General features: G+C 68.5%; 18 protein-coding genes. 3 read left to right on the forward strand and 15 right to left on the reverse strand.

What is annotated here, in order from left to right; translation table 11 throughout:
- Positions 1-2 precede the first annotated feature (2 nt).
- Both ispE and ispD read right to left on the reverse strand, forming a co-directional pair.
- A complete protein-coding gene (gene ispE, locus DV704_RS03925) occupies positions 3-830 on the reverse strand; it encodes a 4-(cytidine 5'-diphospho)-2-C-methyl-D-erythritol kinase (RefSeq protein ID WP_114798259.1) in 828 nt (275 codons plus the stop codon).
- A complete protein-coding gene (gene ispD / locus DV704_RS03930) occupies positions 818-1456 on the reverse strand; it encodes a 2-C-methyl-D-erythritol 4-phosphate cytidylyltransferase (RefSeq protein ID WP_114798260.1) in 639 nt (212 codons plus the stop codon). Before ispD ends, ispE begins: the two co-directional genes overlap by 13 nt.
- Positions 1457-1511: 55 nt before the next feature.
- On the opposite strand from ispD, the gene DV704_RS03935 reads away from it, so the two are divergent.
- Positions 1512-2288 carry an undecaprenyl-diphosphate phosphatase gene (locus tag DV704_RS03935; protein ID WP_114798261.1) on the forward strand — a complete coding sequence of 259 codons (777 nt, stop codon included), beginning with the start codon at positions 1512-1514 and terminating at the stop codon, positions 2286-2288.
- Here DV704_RS03935 and DV704_RS03940 read toward each other — a convergent pair.
- The 9 genes from DV704_RS03940 to DV704_RS03980 are packed head-to-tail and all read right to left on the reverse strand — an operon-like array spanning position 2285 to position 9370.
- Positions 2285-2869, reverse strand: coding sequence for a UbiX family flavin prenyltransferase (locus DV704_RS03940; RefSeq protein WP_114798262.1), 585 nt, complete (start codon positions 2867-2869; stop codon positions 2285-2287). The two genes, DV704_RS03935 and DV704_RS03940, sit on opposite strands and share 4 nt — an antisense overlap.
- Before the next feature lie 45 nt (positions 2870-2914).
- Positions 2915-4291 (reverse strand): sodium:alanine symporter family protein, encoded by a 1377-nt coding sequence (locus DV704_RS03945; protein WP_114798263.1) that lies wholly within the window; start codon positions 4289-4291, stop codon positions 2915-2917.
- Positions 4292-4294: 3 nt separating this feature from the next.
- Positions 4295-5131 (reverse strand): DUF4388 domain-containing protein, encoded by an 837-nt coding sequence (locus tag DV704_RS03950; protein WP_114798264.1) that lies wholly within the window; start codon positions 5129-5131, stop codon positions 4295-4297.
- Between the two features lie 14 nt (positions 5132-5145).
- The gene (locus DV704_RS03955; protein WP_114798265.1) at positions 5146-6171 is read right to left on the reverse strand and encodes a 3-dehydroquinate synthase family protein; all 1026 of its coding nucleotides are present in this window, start codon (positions 6169-6171) and stop codon (positions 5146-5148) included.
- Positions 6152-6697, reverse strand: coding sequence for a shikimate kinase (locus DV704_RS03960; protein WP_114798266.1), 546 nt, complete (start codon positions 6695-6697; stop codon positions 6152-6154). Before DV704_RS03960 ends, DV704_RS03955 begins: the two co-directional genes overlap by 20 nt.
- Positions 6698-6730: 33 nt before the next feature.
- Positions 6731-7882 (reverse strand): chorismate synthase, encoded by a 1152-nt coding sequence (gene aroC / locus DV704_RS03965; RefSeq protein WP_114798267.1) that lies wholly within the window; start codon positions 7880-7882, stop codon positions 6731-6733.
- A 35-nt stretch (positions 7883-7917) separates the two neighbouring features.
- The gene (locus DV704_RS03970) at positions 7918-8769 is read right to left on the reverse strand and encodes a hydroxymethylglutaryl-CoA lyase (protein WP_114798268.1); all 852 of its coding nucleotides are present in this window, start codon (positions 8767-8769) and stop codon (positions 7918-7920) included.
- Positions 8766-9116, reverse strand: a complete 351-nt coding sequence (locus tag DV704_RS03975; protein ID WP_114798269.1) for a DUF5615 family PIN-like protein — start codon at positions 9114-9116, stop codon at positions 8766-8768. Before DV704_RS03975 ends, DV704_RS03970 begins: the two co-directional genes overlap by 4 nt.
- Complete coding sequence (locus DV704_RS03980) at positions 9116-9370, reverse strand: DUF433 domain-containing protein (protein ID WP_114798270.1); 255 nt, start codon at positions 9368-9370, stop codon at positions 9116-9118. The genes DV704_RS03975 and DV704_RS03980 overlap by 1 nt, the downstream gene beginning before the upstream one ends.
- A gap of 47 nt (positions 9371-9417) precedes the next feature.
- On the opposite strand from DV704_RS03980, the gene DV704_RS03985 reads away from it, so the two are divergent.
- Both DV704_RS03985 and minC read left to right on the forward strand, forming a co-directional pair.
- The gene (locus DV704_RS03985; RefSeq protein WP_114798271.1) at positions 9418-10653 is read left to right on the forward strand and encodes an aminopeptidase; all 1236 of its coding nucleotides are present in this window, start codon (positions 9418-9420) and stop codon (positions 10651-10653) included.
- A 14-nt stretch (positions 10654-10667) separates the two neighbouring features.
- Entirely contained in the window at positions 10668-11219 is a 552-nt protein-coding gene (gene minC / locus DV704_RS03990) for a septum site-determining protein MinC (protein WP_114798272.1), read from the forward strand.
- On the opposite strand, the gene lpdA is transcribed toward minC, so the two are convergent.
- From lpdA to DV704_RS04010, 4 genes are all read right to left on the reverse strand, one after another.
- Positions 11220-12614 (reverse strand): dihydrolipoyl dehydrogenase, encoded by a 1395-nt coding sequence (lpdA, locus tag DV704_RS03995; protein ID WP_114798273.1) that lies wholly within the window; start codon positions 12612-12614, stop codon positions 11220-11222. It abuts the gene before it with no gap.
- A 65-nt stretch (positions 12615-12679) separates the two neighbouring features.
- Positions 12680-13990 (reverse strand): dihydrolipoamide acetyltransferase family protein, encoded by a 1311-nt coding sequence (locus DV704_RS04000; RefSeq protein WP_114798274.1) that lies wholly within the window; start codon positions 13988-13990, stop codon positions 12680-12682.
- Positions 13991-13998: 8 nt separating this feature from the next.
- Positions 13999-14973 carry an alpha-ketoacid dehydrogenase subunit beta gene (locus tag DV704_RS04005; RefSeq protein WP_114798275.1) on the reverse strand — a complete coding sequence of 325 codons (975 nt, stop codon included), beginning with the start codon at positions 14971-14973 and terminating at the stop codon, positions 13999-14001.
- Positions 14974-14981: 8 nt separating this feature from the next.
- A complete protein-coding gene (locus DV704_RS04010) occupies positions 14982-16091 on the reverse strand; it encodes a thiamine pyrophosphate-dependent dehydrogenase E1 component subunit alpha (protein ID WP_114798276.1) in 1110 nt (369 codons plus the stop codon).
- Positions 16092-16235 lie beyond the last annotated feature (144 nt).

Consider the following 16235-nt stretch of genomic DNA (forward strand, 5'->3'; position numbering starts at 1 on the left):
CCCTAGCTTACGGTCTGGGTGGCCACAATCCAGAAGCCAGGGTACTTTTCGCGAAGCCGCTGGGCGAGGAAGCGGGCCTGGTCCTCGTCCTCGGCCAGGCCGAAGAGGGTGGCGCCCGAGCCCGAGAGGAGCACCCCCCTGAGGCCGATGCGGTAGAGCTCGAGCTTGAGCTGCTCCAAGTAGGGGTGGAGGCCAAATACGGGCCTTTCCAGGGTATTCCAGTAGGGGGGCTCGGCCCCGGCCCGAAGGGCTTCCAGGATGCCCGGCAGGTCCAGCTCGGGCTGCCACATCGCGGGGGTCAGCCCCCGATAGGCCTCGGCCGACGAGACCGCCAGCCCCGGGTTGACCAGCACCAGGTGGATGGCCTGGAAGGGCAGGGGCGTAAGCCTTTCCCCAATCCCCCTACCCTCGGCCAGGCCCCCCAGGAGAAAGAAGGGCACGTCGGCCCCGAGCTGCCGGGCCAGGGCGAATAGGTCAAGGTCCGCAGGGTAGAGCCGGGCCAGGGCCTTGAGCGTGGCCGCGGCGTTGGAGGAGCCCCCACCAAGCCCTGAGGCCAGCGGCAGCCTTTTCTCCAGCACCGCCCGCACCCCCCCAGGCCGGCCCGCGGCCTCCAGGTAGGCCGCTGCAGCCCGGTAGACCAGGTTGTCCTGGGTGGAGGGGAGGGAAGCGCCCCTGACCTCGAGGCTTATCCCCTCGGGGGCGGCTTCAATCCAGAGCCGATCGGTCACTGCCAGCGCGGCAAAGAGGGTGTGCAGCTCGTGGTAGCCATCGCTGCGGCGCCCCAGGACCGAGAGCCCTAGGTTGACCTTGGCGGGGGCTAGGACCTCCACAACCGCGCCACCCCCTCGGCCAGCAGCAGGTCTTCGGGATAGGTCACCTTGAACATCCGCCGGTCGCCCTCCACCAGGGCCACCGGATGGCCCATGGCCCGCACCAGCTGGGCGTCATCGGTGTAGACCCGGTTTTCCAGGCGGGCCCGCTGGTGGGCTTCCCACAAGAGCGACCGCCAGAAACCCTGGGGGGTCTGGACCAACCGGTGGTGTTCGCGGGGCACCACCACGCCGTACCGGCCCTCCTCCTCCTGCACCAGCGTGTCGGGCACCGGCACCACCAGGGTGGCCGCCCCGGTTTGCTCCACCGCTGCCAGCAGCCGCCTCACCGCCTCCTGCACCACGAAGGGCCGGGCCACGTCGTGCACCAGCACCACGTCCCCTGTGGCAGCTTCCAGCAGGTGGTAGACGCTTTCCTGCCGGGTGCGCCCCCCAGGCACCACCCTGGCCGGTAGGCCCTCCACCATCCTCCCAGGCGGCAGGGCCACCACCCGCTCCTCCGCCCAGGCGAAGGCCTCCAGGGCCCAGGCCAGCAGGGTCTTGCCCCCCACCTCCAAAAAGGCCTTGGGTCCCCGCCCGATTCGCTCGCCCGCGCCCGCCGCCGGCAACAACACCGAGACCCTCACGTCTGCATGCTACCGCACCGGTCAGGTCTCCATCTGGACATGGTATCCTCGGCCCGTGACGGTTTTCGAGGCGCTCATCCTGGGGATTCTGGAGGGGGTCACCGAGTTTTTGCCCATCTCCTCCACCGGCCACCTGACCCTGGCGGCCCATCTTTTGGGGCTGGACATAGCCCACGACCCCTTTTTGAAGAGCTTCGTCGTGGTGATTCAACTGGGGGCCATCCTGGCCGTATTGACGCTCTATTTCAGGCGCTTTTTGCGCGATGCTGAGGTCTGGAAGCGCATCATTCTGGCCTTTATTCCCACCGGGGTGCTGGGTTTTTTGCTGGCCGATGTGATAGAAAACGTGTTTTTGGGCAACGACCTGGTGGTGGTGGTGAACCTGGTAGGGGTGGGGGTGCTCCTGCTTTTTGTGGACCGCTGGCTCGAGCGGCACAAGCGCTACGATGATGTGAACCAGGTGCCCCCTTTACAGGCCATGCTCATCGGCTTCTTCCAGGCCCTGGCCATGATGCCGGGGGTCTCGCGCAGCGGGGCCACCATCGTGGGGGGGATGGCCCTGGGCATGGCCCGCCGGGCTGCCGCGGAGTTCTCCTTTATTTTGGCGGTGCCCACCATGCTCTCGGCTACCGGGTTTTCCCTGGTGCGCCATCTGGATGAGTTCCGCGCCGATAGTTGGCTGCTGTTGGCGGTGGGCTTCTTTTCGGCCTTCCTGGCGGCTTTGCTCACCGTGCGCTGGTTGCTGGAATTCGTGAGCCGGAGCAGCTTCGTGCCCTTCGCCGTATACCGCATCGTGGTCGGGGTGGTCTACGGGGTTTTCTTCCTGCGCTAGAGCTCGAGTTCCTCCACCTCTCCCCAGCGCGGGGCCCGCTCGTACTCCAGGCCGAAGAGGTCCAGCACGCGCTGGGTCAGGAAGGCCAGCAGGTCCTCGATGCGCCTGGGCTTGTGGTAGAAGCCCGGCGCAGCCGGGAGAATGGTGGCCCCAGCCTGGGCGGCCTTGACCATGGCCTCCAGACTGGGCAGGGGTAGGGGGGCCTCGCGCGGCACCAGGACCAGCGGCCGGCGCTCCTTGAGGGTCACGTAGGCCGCGCGGGTGAGCAGGTTGTCGGCCAGGCCATGGGCGATCTTGGCCAGGGTGGTGGCGCTGCAGGGCACCACCACCATGCCCAGGGTGCGAAAACTGCCCGAGGCGATGGCCGCACCCAGGTCGCTGCTACGGTGCACCACGTGGGCCAGGGCCTCCACCGCCTCCACGCTCTGCCCCGCCTCTTCCACCAGCACCCGCTTGGCCCCTGGGGTCATGACCAGGTGCACCTCTACCTCCGGCACCCGCTGCAGGGTCTGGAGCAGGTCTATGGCGTAGGGCATCCCCGAGGCGCCCGAGAGGCCCACCACGAGCCGCTTGCGTTTCATAAGCCGAGTTTAGCGGGAAGTCCGGCGGGCGAATGCAGCCCAGGCCTATTCTTCGTCGGGCGGTTGCCAGGGGAGGCCCTGGAAGAACTCCTGCACCAGCCTGCCCAAAAGCCCCCCCAGGAGCAAAAGGCCGATCAGGTTGGGGATGGCCATGAGGCCGTTGAGGGTGTCGGCCACGCTGGTGAGGGCAGCCAGCCCGCCTAAAGGCCCCACGAAGGCGAAGGCCACGAAGGTGAGCCGGTAGGGCCAGCGGATGCCCTCGCCGAAGAGATAGGCCGCAGCCTCCTCGCCGTAGAAGCCCCAGGCCACCATGGTGCCCAGGGCGAAGACCGCCAGCATCAGGGCCAGCATGGCCACCCCCAGGGGGTGCTCGGCGAAGAGAAAGCGGGCCGCTTCCACCCGGTCCCCACCCAAAAAGCGCTCCCAGAGCCCGCTGGCCAGGAAGGTGAGGGCAGTGAGGGTGGTTACGAGGAGGCTCACCAGCATCTCTGTGAGCCCCCAAAAGCCCTGGCGCACCGGATGGTCTACCTGGGCCTGGGCGTGGGCAATGGCCGCCGAGCCCAGGCCGGCCTCATTGGCGAAGATGCCGCGCCCCACCCCGGCCTTCAGGATCTCAGCAAGCCCCAGCGAGATGGCCGTACCGGCTGCGCCCCCCGCTACGGCCTCGAAGCTCAGGGCAGAGCTGAAGACCAGGGCCAGGGCCCGGGGTATGTCGGCCAGGTGCAGGACCAGGAGGGGCAGCACCCCCAGCAGGAAGAGGGCCAGCTTGACGGGCACCACGAACTGGGCGAAGCGGGCCACCCGGCGGATGCCCCCCCCCAGAAGCACCCCCACCAGCACCGCCAGCAATAGCCCGGTGATGGCCGGGGGTACCCGGAACTCCTGGGCCAGCGCGTTGCCCACGGCTCCGGCCTGGGTAAGGTTCCCGATGCCAAAGGCGGCCAGGGCGGTGAAGAGGGCGAAGAGGGCCGCAAGCCAGGCCATCCTCTTACCCAGTCCGTAGCGGATGTAGACCATGGGCCCCCCCATGACCGAGCCGTCGGTGTACTGGCGGCGAAAGTGAACCGCCAGCACGGCTTCGGCGAACTTGGTGGCCATTCCCACCAGGTAGGCCAACCACATCCAGAGCACCGCCCCAGGCCCCCCCACCAGAACCGCCCCCACCATGCCCACCAGGTGTCCGGTGCCCACCGTGGCGGACATCGCTACCATGGCGGCCTGGAAGGGGGTGATCTGGCCCCCGAAGCTATAGGAGCGCTCCCGGATGGCCCCCAGGGTCTCGCGCAGCGCCACCCCCAGGCGGGTTAGCTGGGGAAAGCCGGCGCGGACCGATAGGTATAGGCCCACCAGGATGAAGACCAGCATCATGCCCGGACCGTAGACGGCTTGGTTGACCAGGTCGTTGAGGGCGAGGAAGTCCATGGGTTAAGTGTAAGGTTCGGGCCAGGCCTCCACGGTTATTCCCCGGCTGAGGCGTAGCCGGCGCAGATCGGCCTCGAACAGGCCCAGCCGCCCCTGCAGGTGGGGGCGGGGTGTGGGGTGCAGGCGGGCCTCGAGCGCCCGGATGCGCTGGTCCGCGCTGCTCCGCCCCCGGGCAGCGGCCAGGGGTTCCGCCTTTCGCAGGCATACCCAGAATTCCCCGCCGAGCTGCTCCCTCCACCGAAGGAAGAGTTCCTCGTCGATGACGGCCGCCCCCTGCTCCTTTCCGTAGAGCGGGAGGACCACCAGCGCCTCGGGGGCCACCAAAAGCGGGGGGCGCGCTCTCATGAGACCCTGCCGAAGCAGCTTGGAGAGGACCTGGGCCAGCTCGAGGGGCGAGCGGAGACCGCTTAGCAGCACCTGGGCGATGGACTGCCCTTCGGCCTGGGCCATGACCTGGAGTTCCAGCGGGCTGAGTTCGGCCGGCTGCACGCTGTGGCCGAGGAGCACCAGGCCCCAGTCCTCGGGCAGCTCGATGGCGCGCCAGGCCTCGAGCTGGTGCAGGAGGATTTGGTGGGTCTGGAGGCTCGGCTCAATGCTCTGGGCCGGGGCGGCCAGGCCGGCCTCGAAGCGGAAGGGGGCCTTGCGCACCCCGGCCAGCAGCTCCAGGGCTTCCAGACCGCGCAGGGGCCCTGCCTCGGCGTGAATCGGCTGGCCGTCTTGCAGGTAGAGGGCGCCGGTGAACTGGGGGGGCTGGATGAAGAGGGCACCCCCTCGCCTGATGCCCATCAGGGTTTCCAGCAGCCGTGGGAGCGGAAACTCGGCCAGGTTTCCACTAAGCATCCAACCCCCCTCCCTCACTGCGGGACCTGCTCGAGCCAGGCCTGGTAGCAGTCCCTTAGCAGCTCTTCGGGCACCGGTTGTACCCGGAGCTCCCCTGGGGCCAGCGGGACGACCCAGTGGAGCGTGTGGCTCTGCTTCTTTTTGTCGCGGGTCAGGAAAGGAAGCAGCGCCTCCCAGGGAAGGGTGGGGGGCGGAGGGGGCTTGAGCCAGTGCAGCAGCCGCTCCACCAGGGGCACCAGGTCGTCCCCCCCCAGGGCCCGGCCCAGCAAGGCCGCGTACAGAAGGCCGTAGGCCACCGCCACCCCGTGCGAGAGCGCCCCCCCAGTGGCCCCCTCCAGCGCGTGGGCCAGGGTGTGCCCCAGGTTGAGCTTGCGCCGTTCTCCCTGCTCGGTGGGGTCGGCCTCCACCACCCTCACCTTGACCGCCACCGCCCGGGCCAGGTAGGCCTCCAGGCCGGGCGCTTCCGGGGCCAGGGCCTCGACCGCCAGCAGCGCGGTATCCCCGGCGATGAGGCCGTGCTTGAAGGCCTCCACCAGCCCCTCTTTGAAGAGGGGCTGGGGCAGGCTGGCGAGGGCCTCCAGGTCGGCGTAGACCCCTCTGGGGGGGTGGAAGGCCCCCACCAGGTTCTTGCCCTCGGGCAGGTTAAGCCCGGTTTTGTTGCCCACCGAGGCGTCCACCACGGCCAGAGTGGTGGTGGGCAGGCTCAGGTAGGCCACCCCCCGCAGGTAGGTGGCGGCCACAAAGCCCCCCAGGTCGGTGAGGCTGCCCCCGCCCACCACGTAGAGGGTGGTGTCGCGGGGCAGGGCGGCCTGGGCCAGCCAGGAGAGCACCCGGCCGTAGACCGACAGGCTCTTGGCTCCTTCACCACCTGGAATGCCCAGCCGGATTGGAATCTCCAGCCTCTGGGCGATGCCCAGGGCGTAGGCCTCCACCGCCTGGTCGTAAAGCATAGCCCGGGGGCCCGGGGCCTGGGGCACCTCCAGGCCGCGGCCAATCCAGATGGGGTAGGGGGTGGGATGCCTAACGGCCAGCTGCTGCATAGTCCCAAAGCCGCTCGATGATTTCCTCCACCACCTCGGGGATGCGCCGACCCTCGGTGGAGACGTGCAGGTGGGCCTGGCGGTAGATGGGCTCGCGCTCGCGCATGAGCTGCTGTATGCGAGCGAAGGGGTCGGGGCTTTTGAGCATGGGGCGTTCGCCCGGCCGGCGGCTCACGCGCTCAAGGATGGTTCCAGGGCTGGCCCAGAGCGCCACCACCGGTCCCCGGGCCAGAAGGCGGGCGCGGTTTTGCGGGTTCACGAAGGTGCCTCCGCCCAAGGAGAGCACCAGGTAGTCCTTCCGGCTGAGCTCCTCCACTGCTTCGGCCTCGAGCTGGCGGAAGGTGGCCTCGCCCAGGTGGTGGAAGATGTCGGCGACTGAAAGGCCCATCTGCCGTTCAATGTACCGGTCCAGGTCTATGAAGTGAAGCGTCAGGGCCCGCGCCAGCTCCCGGCCGATCCGGCTCTTGCCCACCCCCATGAACCCGGTAAGGGCCACCCAGGTGACAGGGCGTTGGATCTCGATCATGCTGCTCCTACTGCCAGCGGGGCCCTTTCTGCCTCAGTAGGCCCGAACCCGTGCTTTGTAGCCCTCGACCCGCTCCACCACCTCCTCCAGGGTGTCGCCGCCAAACTTCTCCAGGTAGGCCTGGGCCAGCACGATGGCCACCAGCGCCTCCACGATTACGCTGGCCGCGGGCACGGCGGTCACATCCGAGCGCTCGCGGGCGGCGTCGGCGGGCTGGTGGTTGACCACGTCCACGGTGGGCAGGGGCTTCATCAGGGTGGCGATGGGTTTGAGGGCGGCCCGCACCACCAGCTCCTCTCCGGTGGTCATGCCGGCCTCGGTACCGCCCGCGCGGTTGGTCTTGCGGTAGTAGCCCCGGCCCTCCTCCCAGTAGATGGGGTCGTGCACCTCGGAGCCGGGCTTCATGGCGTTGGCAAAGGCGGGCCCGATCTCCACCCCCTTGATGGCGGGGATGCTCATGACCATCTGGGCGATGCGGCCGTCGAGCTTGCGCTCCCAGTGCGCGTGCGAGCCGAGCCCCATCACCAGCCCGCGGAAGCGCACCTCCACGATGCCCCCCAGGGTGTCGCCCGCGGCCTTGGCCGCGTCAATTCGCCGGATGACCTCGGCCTCGGCCTCGGGGTCGGTCATCCGCACCGGGCTTTGCTCGACCCGCTCCCTTAGGCTCCAGTCGAAGGGCACCCGGCTCCACACCCCGGCCATCCCGTCCACGAAGGAGGCGCTTTCCACCCCAAAGAAGGAGAGCAGTTTGTGCGCAATGGCCCCGATGGCCACCCGCATGGCGGTCTCGCGGGCCGAGGCCCGCTCGAGCACATCCCGCAGGTCCTTGTGCCCGTACTTGACCCCGCCCGCCAGGTCGGCATGACCGGGCCGGGCTGCGGTGAGGGCCTTTTTGCGCGGTTCGTTGCCCGGGGCCGGGTCCATGATCTCCACCCAGTTGCGGTGGTCCTGGTTCCTGATCACCAGGGTTACCGGGGCCCCGGTGGTGCGCCCGGCCCGCACCCCGCTCAAGAACTCCACCGTATCGCTCTCGATTACCATGCGCCGCCCGCGCCCATACCCCCCCTGCCGCTTCTTGAGCCAGGGGTTGATGTCCTCCACCGTGAGGGGGAGGTGGCTGGGCAGCCCCTCCACGATGCCGGTGAGCTGCGGTCCGTGGGACTCTCCAGCAGTCAGAAAACGCATGCCCCGAATCTAGCACATCCCGGGCCCCCTCAGGCCTAGGCGTACTGGATTTTGAGCCGCCGGGCCTGCTCGGATAGGTGGGGGAGCTGGTCCAGCGCCACCCCCACCGGGTGCCCCCGGGCGGCCAAATAGGGCAGCACCTGTTCGGTGGCCAGGTTGCCCACCCGCTCGTCGCCCGCAAAAGGACAGCCGCCAATGCCGCCCAGGGCGCCCTCGAGCCACCGCACCCCCGCTTCCAGGGCCACCGCGACCTTCTCCAGCGTCTCCTCCGGGCGGCTATGGAGGTGCAGCCCGAGCCCCTCCAGGCTCCCTACGGCCCGCTGCACCGCCTCCAGGGTCTGGGCGAGGGTGGTGGCCGAGGCCACCCCGTAGGTGTCGGCCAGGGCCAGGCCGGCGATGCCCTCGAGGCTGCGCATCCGCTCCACGAACTCCGCGGTGGTAGCGGGGCTCCAGGGGTCGCCGTAGGGGTTGCCAAAGGCCATCGAGAGGTAGACCACGAACCGCTTGCCCTGGGCCTGGGCCACCATCCCGCGCAAAGCAGCCCATGACTCCTCCAGCCCCATGTTGAGGTTTCGGCGCTGGAAGGTTTCGGAGAGGGAAAAGGGATAGCCCACCGTGGTCAGGTGGTGGGCCTGCAGCGCCCGCTCGAGGCCCTTGGGGTTCCCCACAACCGCCAGGTACTCCCGCCCCTCTGGGGGGGGCAGCGCCGCCAGCACCGCCTCGGCATCGGCGTGCTGGGGCACCCACCTGGGCGAGACAAAGCTGGTGAGGTCGAGGTGGCGGAAGCCGGCCTGCAAAAGCCCCCGCAGGTAGGCCACCTTCTCCTGGGTTGGGATGAACCGGCTGTAGCCCTGCCAGGAGTCCCGCGGACACTCCACCCACTTCACGCTTCCTCACTATACCGGGCGATGCCCTCTGGCTGTACCACGTAAATCTCCCCCCAGCCAGGGGTCCAGCGCCTGACGACCTCGGCCAGGAGCTCGCGGATGAGTTCGGCATCCAGCACCCCAGGCCGCAGCACGATGCGGGGGGTGCGGGGGGGAAGGCGGAGGGGGTCGGAGAAGTCTAGGTCCAGGGTGACCAGGATGTAGCCGTGTTGCTCGGCGTAGGCGTAAAGCAGGGTGTCGGCGCGCCCCGAGAGGCCCACCTCCCGCACGCTTAGCGCCTCGTAGCCCTGCCCGATGAGCCACCAGAGCACCCCTTGAGGGATGTTCTCGTCCAGCAAAAAGCGCATTACCCCTCGCCCAGGCTAATCCACTCGTAGTTGGTGGCCCTGGCCCCGTAGAGCAGCGCGGCTTGAATGTCCTCCCGCGAGAGCTCGGGCCACTGCAAGAGCACTTCCTCGACCGAAAGCCCAGCCGCCAGGGCCTCCAGCACCATGTGGACCGCGATCCGGGTGCCCTTTATGCGGGGCCGACCCCGCAGGACCTCGGGGTTGGAGCCGATGCGGGCGAGGAGCTCGGCGCGGCTTCTGGGGGTGAGTTTCATGGTCCTGACCCGATTCTACTATGCGTTCATGCCGTAGAGTTGTGGGGATGGACGCTTTCGAACGCGAACTCGACCTGCTGGCCAGGGTAGCGGTAGAGGTGGGGCTGGGCCTACAGGAGGGCCAGGAGCTGGTGATAACGGCCCCCCTCGAGGCCGCCCCTCTAGCCCGCCGCATCGCCGAGCACGCCTATAGGGCAGGCAGCCCGCTGGTCACGGTGCTCTATGAGGATGAGGTGCTGGCTTTGCTGCGCTTTTTGCACGCCCCTGAGGCCTCGTTCGACCGGGCCCCGGCCTGGCTTCTGAGCGGCATGGCCGAGGCCTTTCAGCAGGGTGCCGCCCGGCTTAGCATCGCCGGGGGCGACCCCCACCTGCTCAGGGGCCAGGACCCCAGCCGGGTGGCCCGGGCCAGCCGGGCCCGCTCGGTGGCCTACCAGCGGGCGCTGGAGCTCATCACCACCCACCACATCAACTGGACGATTGTGGCCTACCCCCACCCGGCCTGGGCCCGGGCGGTCTTCCCCCAAGAACCCCCGGAAAAGGCGGTGGAGAAGCTCTGGCGGGCCATTTTCAAGGCCACCCGGCTGGATGCCCCCGACCCGGTGGCGGCCTGGGCCGAGCACAACCGAGGGTTGCAGGAGCGGGTGTCCTATCTCAACCAAAAGCGCTACCAGGCCCTGCGCTTCAAGGGTCCCGGCACCGACCTGTGGGTGGGCCTGGCCGACGACCACCTCTGGGCGGGGGGACCGGTGCGGGCCAAGAACGGGGCGGTGTGCAACCCCAACCTGCCCACCGAGGAGGTCTTCACCGCGCCGCACAAGGACCGCGTCGAGGGGTACGTGCGCAGCACCAAGCCTCTTTCCTACCAGGGCAGCCTGATCACCGATATCGAGGTGCGCTTCGAGCGCGGGCAAATCGTGGAGGCGCGGGCAGCCCAGGGCGAGGCGGTGCTCCAGCGCATCCTCGAGACCGATGAGGGGGCCCGAAGGCTGGGCGAGGTGGCGCTGGTGCCCCATTCCTCGCCCATCGCCCAAAGCGGCCTTCTTTTCTACAACACCCTCTTCGACGAGAACGCGGCCAGCCACATCGCCCTGGGGCAGGCCTACAGCGAGTGCATCCAGGGGGGGAGCGCTCTGGGCCCGGAGGAGCTTGCGGCCCGGGGTGCCAACCGGAGCCTTATCCACATCGACTGGATGATTGGTTCAGACCAGGTGGATGTGGACGGCATCACCGCTTCGGGCCAGGCCGAGCCCCTGATGCGAGGGGGGGAGTGGGTTTGGGTGTGATATAACTAGCCCCGATGCGCCTCCGTGCCACCCTGAACGCTCTGGCCCTGCGGCTTGACGGCAACGAGACGCCGGAGATGCTGCAGAAGGCCCTGGCCGAGCTGCCTCCCCTGCCGCTGCAGGTCGAGGTGGCGGGGGAGGTGAGCCAGGCGGTGCTGGAGGTGCTGCTGGCCCTTGGGCGGGAGCGGGGTTTGCAGCTTCGGCCAAAGCGGGGGGAGAGGTATATCCCCTACACCGAGGTAATCGACCAGACCCTGCGCGCGGGGACCCGGGTGGAGTCGCCCGGCACGGTGGTGGTGCTGGGCGATGTGAACGCCGGGGCCGAGGTGGTGGCCGCGGGGGACATCATCGTGGTGGGAAAGCTGCGCGGCCTGGCCCACGCCGGGGCCGGCGGCCAGGAGGAGGCAACCATCTGGGCCTTGCGCCTGGAGGCCAAGCAGATCCGCATCGCCCACCACGTGGCCCAGGCCCCCGAGGGCCAGACAGGCCCCCGGGGGCCCGAGCGGGCCCGGGTGGTGGAGGGGCGGATCGTGCTCGAGGCCTGGGGCCGGAGGCAGGCCCCCTGACTAGCGGTTGGCGATGTGGATGGCCTGCTTGTGCAGGTGTTCGGCGGCCTCCATGATGCCCTCGGCCAGGGTGGGGTGGGGGTGGACGGTGAGGGCCACGTCGGTCACGGTAGCCCCCATCTCCAGGGCCAGGGCCAGCTCGGCGATGAGGTCGGAGGCCCCGGGCCCCACGATATGCCCCCCGAGCAGCAGGTCGGTTTCGGCGTCGCCCACCAGCTTGATGAGCCCCTCGCTGGCCCCTAAAGTCAGGGCCCGGCCCGAGGCCGAGAGGGGGAATTTGCCCACCTTCACCCTGTAGCCGGCCCGGGCGGCCTCCTCCTCGGTCAGGCCCACCGCGGCCCACTCGGGGCTGGTGTAGACCACGTTGGGAATCTGGTAGTCCATCGCCGCGTTGCCCCCGGCGGCGTTTTCAGCCGCCACCAGGCCCTCCTTCATGGCCTTGTGGGCCAGCAGGGGGGGGCGGGCTACGTCGCCGATGGCGTAGATGCCGGGCACGTTGGTCTCCATTCTCTCATTGGTAGGTACGAAGCCGCGCTCGTCTATCCTCACCCCCACCGCCTCGAGCCCTATTCCCCGGCTCCTGGGCCGCCGTCCGGTGGCCACCAGGATTTTGTCCACCACCAAGGTGTCCCGCGCGCCGCTCTCCACGTTTTCCAGCGTGACGTGGAGGCCGTCCTTCTTTCGCTCCACCCCCACCCCTTTGGTGCGGGTGCGGATGGCGATGCCCTGCTTGCCCAGGGCTTTGGCCAGCAGCCCGGCGGTCTCGGGGTCGGCGGCGGGCAGGATCTGGCCCATGAACTCGATGACCGTGACCTCGGCGCCCAGCCGCCGGTAGACCTGGGCGAACTCGAGCCCAATCGCCCCGCCCCCAATGCAGAGCAGCCGCTTGGGGAAGTCCTCCTCCACCCGGAGGGCTCCGGTGGAGTCCACGATTTCCTTCTGGTCCACCTCAAAGCCGGGCAGGGGGTTGGGCTCGGAGCCGGTCGCCACGATGATGGCCTGGCCCTGGATGCGCTCCCCCCCAACCTCGATGGTGTTTTTATCGATGAAGCGCGCAAAGCCGGTTTTGAGCTCCACCTTGTTGCCCTTGAAGAGCTGGGCCACCCCGCCGGTGAGCTTCTTCACGATGCCCTCGCGCCACTCGGCCAGCTTGTTCAGGTCTATGCGGGGGTCTTTGGCCTCGAGGCCGAACGCGCTGCCGTGCCGTACCCCTTCCAGCGCCTCGGCTGCGTGCAGGAGGGCCTTGGTGGGGATGCAGCCCACGTTCAGACAGACCCCGCCCACCCGCTCGGCCTCCACCGCTAGCACCCTCTTGCCCAGCTGGGCTGCGCGGATGGCTGCGTGGTAGCCGCCCGGGCCGGTGCCAATCACGATCACATCGTAGTTTTGAAACATAGCGACTCCATTCTAGGGAGGGTTTGGCTGAAAAACTAAACCCGCTGTGCGAAAAACCTCGGCCCTCACAGGGCTTCCAGGAAGAGCCGTTCGGGCTTCTCCAAAAGCCGGATGAGCTCCTTGCAGAACCGGGCCGCCTCGGCCCCGTCCACCAGGCGGTGGTCGAAGGAGAGCGAGAGGTACATCATCTGCCGCACCACCACCTGGTCCTGCTCGTTGACCACGGGTCGTTTCTGGATGGAGTGTACCCCCAGAATGGCCGCATCGGGCACGTTGATGATGGGGAAGCTGAAAAGGGCCCCAATCGAGCCGATGTTGGTGACGCTGAAGGTGGAACCGCTCACCTCCTCCGGCGCGAGCTTGCCGCTGCGGGCCTTTTCGGCCAGCTCGTTGGCCTCCTTGGCTAGCTGGAGCAGGCTTTTGCGCTCCACGTCCTTGATAACCGGCACCACCAGGCCGTTCTCGGTGGCCACCGCCATGCCGATGTTGACGTAGTTTTTGACGACGATCTCCTGCTTGGCCTCGTCGAGGGAGCTGTTGAGGGCGGGGAACTTGCGCAGGGCCACCCCCAGGGCTTTGAAGATGAAGGGCAGGTAGCTGAGCCGCACCCCCTGGGCCTCAGCCTCGGGTTTGAGCCGCTCACGCAGGGCCACCAGCTCGGTCATGTCCACCTCGTCCACCGAGAGGGTGCGCACGGTGTAGAGGTGGGAGGCCACCATCTGCTGGGCGATGGCCCGCCGCATGCCGCGCAGGGGTAGACGGGTCTCGCGCTCCTCGTAGCCCTTGGGGGTCCGGTAGGCCACGGGTGGGGGAAAGCCAGGGGCTGCCGGGGTGGAGGGGGGCTTCGAACGCAGGGTCTCTGCATAGGCCCGCACGTCCTCCACCCGCACCCGCCCGTTGGGCCCCGAGCCCGGGACCTGGGCGATGTCGAGCCCCAGCTCGCGGGCCAGCTTGCGCGCTGCCGGCACCGCCGGCACCCGGCCCCGGGCGAGGGTGAAGGGGTTCTTGATGGGCTCGGGCCGGTCGTCCGGCTTGAACAGGGAAAGCCGGGCCCCCTCGTCCTCTTCCACCGCCCCTGGTTCCACGATGGAGCGCTCCTCCTGGGCCTGCAGGCTGGGGGCGGTCTTTTCTACCTCGCTGGGCTCGGCGATGAGGGCGATGGGGGTGTGCACCGGCACCACGTCCCCCTCTTTGGCCAGCTTCCGCAGAAGCACCCCCTCGTAGGGGCTGGGTAGCTCGACCGTCACCTTGTCGGTCATGACCTCCACGAAGGGCTGGTCCTTCTTCAAAGTCTCCCCCTCGTTCACCAGCCAGCGGAGGATTTCGCCTTCTACCACGGATTCTGCGAGTTCGGGCAAGACCACTTCTTTGGGCATGGTGGCTCCTAGTAGTCGATAAGGCGTTTGGCCGCGTTCAGGATGCGCGTCACGGTGGGCATGTAGAGCTTGTCCTGGGCCAGCGGGTAAGGGGTGTCGAAGCCGGTGACCCGCAGGGGAGGGGCCAGCATCTGGTCGAAGAGCTCTTCCGCAACGGTGGCAGCGATTTCCGAGGCCACGCTGGCGGTGCGGGGAGCCTCGGCGACCACGAGGAGCCGCCCGGTCTTGGCCACCGAGGCGAGCACGGTTGGTTTGTCCCAGGGCAGCACGCTGCGCAGGTCGATTACCTCGGCCTCGAGCCCCACCGCGGCCATCTCCTCCGCGGCCTTCAGCACCTCGACCATGGACCCCCCATACGAGACTATGGTCAGGTCGCGGCCCTCCCGGCGGATGGCCGCCTGACCGATGGGCAGCAGGTACTCCTCGGCGGGCACCTCCTCCTTGACCGCCCGGTAAAGCCGCTTGGGCTCCATGAAGACCACCGGGTCATCGTCGCGGATGGCGGCCTTGAGGAGCCCCTTGGCATCGTAGGGGGTGGAGACCACCACCACCTTGAGCCCCGGGGTGTGGGCGAAGTGGGCCTCGGGGCTTTGGGAGTGGTGGTGGCCGCCCTTGACCCCTCCGCCGGTGGGCATGCGCACCACCATGGGGGCAGTGAACTGTCCTCCCGAGCGGTAGCGCAGTTTGGCGGCCTGGGAGAAGAGCTGGTCAATGCCGGGGAAAACGTAGTCGGCGAACTGGATCTCGGCCACCGGTCGCAGGCCGTGGGCGGCCATCCCCACCGCTGCGCCGATGATGGCGGCCTCGGCCAGGGGGGTGTCCATCACCCGGTCGGGGCCGTACTTGGCCTGCAGCCCCTCGGTGGCCAGGAAGACCCCGCCGCGCCGGCCCACGTCCTCACCCAGAATCACCACCCGCTCGTCGCGGCGCATCTCCTCGTCTAGGGCCAGGTTGATGGCCTGGATAAGGTTCAGGGTAGGCATGGGGCCTCCTAGGGCTTGAGCTCCTCGGCCAGCAGCCTGCGCTGCTCTTCTAAGTGCCAGGGGCGGGTGGCGTAGACGTCGTCGAACATCTGCAGCGGTTCAGGTTCCCCAGCGGCCAGGGCCGTCTGCAGGGCGGCCTCGAGCTCGCCCAATAGCTCTGCCCTGAGGCTGCTGGCCCACCGGGCATCCCAAAGGCCTTCCCGCTCCAAAAAGCGCTGGTAGCGCAGCAGGGGGTCTTGTTGGCGCTCTGCTTCCCGCTCCTCCTGGCTTTTATAGCGGCTGTCGTCGTCGGCGGAGGAGTGGGGGCCAAAGCGGTGCACCACGAGCTCCACCAGGCTGGGCCCAGCCCCAGCCCGGGCCTGTTCCACCGCGTGGCGCACCACGAAGTAGCTGGCCAGCACGTCCAGCCCGTCCACGTAGTAGCCCGGCATGCCGTAGGCCTGGGCCTTGATGGCGATGTTGGGCGAGGCGGTTTGCAGGGCGATGTTAACGCTGATGGCGTAGCGGTTGTTCTCGCAGACGAAGACCACCGGGGCTTTCTGCACCGCGGCGAAGTTGACCCCGGCGTGCCAGTCGCCCTCGCTGGTGGCCCCATCGCCGAAGGTGCAGACCGCTACCTGGCCGGTGCGGCACAGCTTCATGCTCAAAGCAGCCCCGGTGGCCGGGGGGATGTGCGAGGCGATGGCCGAGCAGACGGTGAAGACGTTGAGCGGCCGGCTGCCCGGGTGGGAGGGCATCTGCCGCCCCTTGGCCGGGTCTTTGGCGTTGCCCAGGGTCTGGCCGAAGATCTCAACCAGTGGCACGCCCAAGGCCAGGACCAGGCCCAGGTCGCGGTAGTAGGGAAAGAGCCAGTCGTGGCCCCGCCGCAAGGCGTGGGCAACGCCCACCTGGGCCGCCTCATGGCCGGCGTGGGGGGCGATGAAGCTGGTCTTGCCGGTGCGCAGGAGGATGACCAGCTTCTCGTCCAGAAGCCGCGCGGCCAGCATGTCGCGGTAGAACTGGCGCAGGGTTTGCTCCGGAAGCCCATGGGGAAAGGGGGCTATCCATCGGCCCTCCGGGTCTATGAGCCGGATGGGCTCGAGGCTGAAGGGTTCGAAGGCTAGTTTTTCTTGAACCATGTTTCCTCCCGGCTTGCTGGGGTGGCCAGCTAGTCCAGCCTGCAGGGCCCTGGGTAAGGGCCCGCGCATCCGCCCTGCCCTGGGTAAGGGTGGGCGTGAGGCCTTCCCTGTGGCGTTCGCGGAGGGGTTGTTGGGCGGCCTCTT

The sequence above is a fragment of the Meiothermus sp. QL-1 genome (assembly GCF_003351145.1).
Classification (GTDB): Bacteria; Deinococcota; Deinococci; order Deinococcales; family Thermaceae; genus Meiothermus.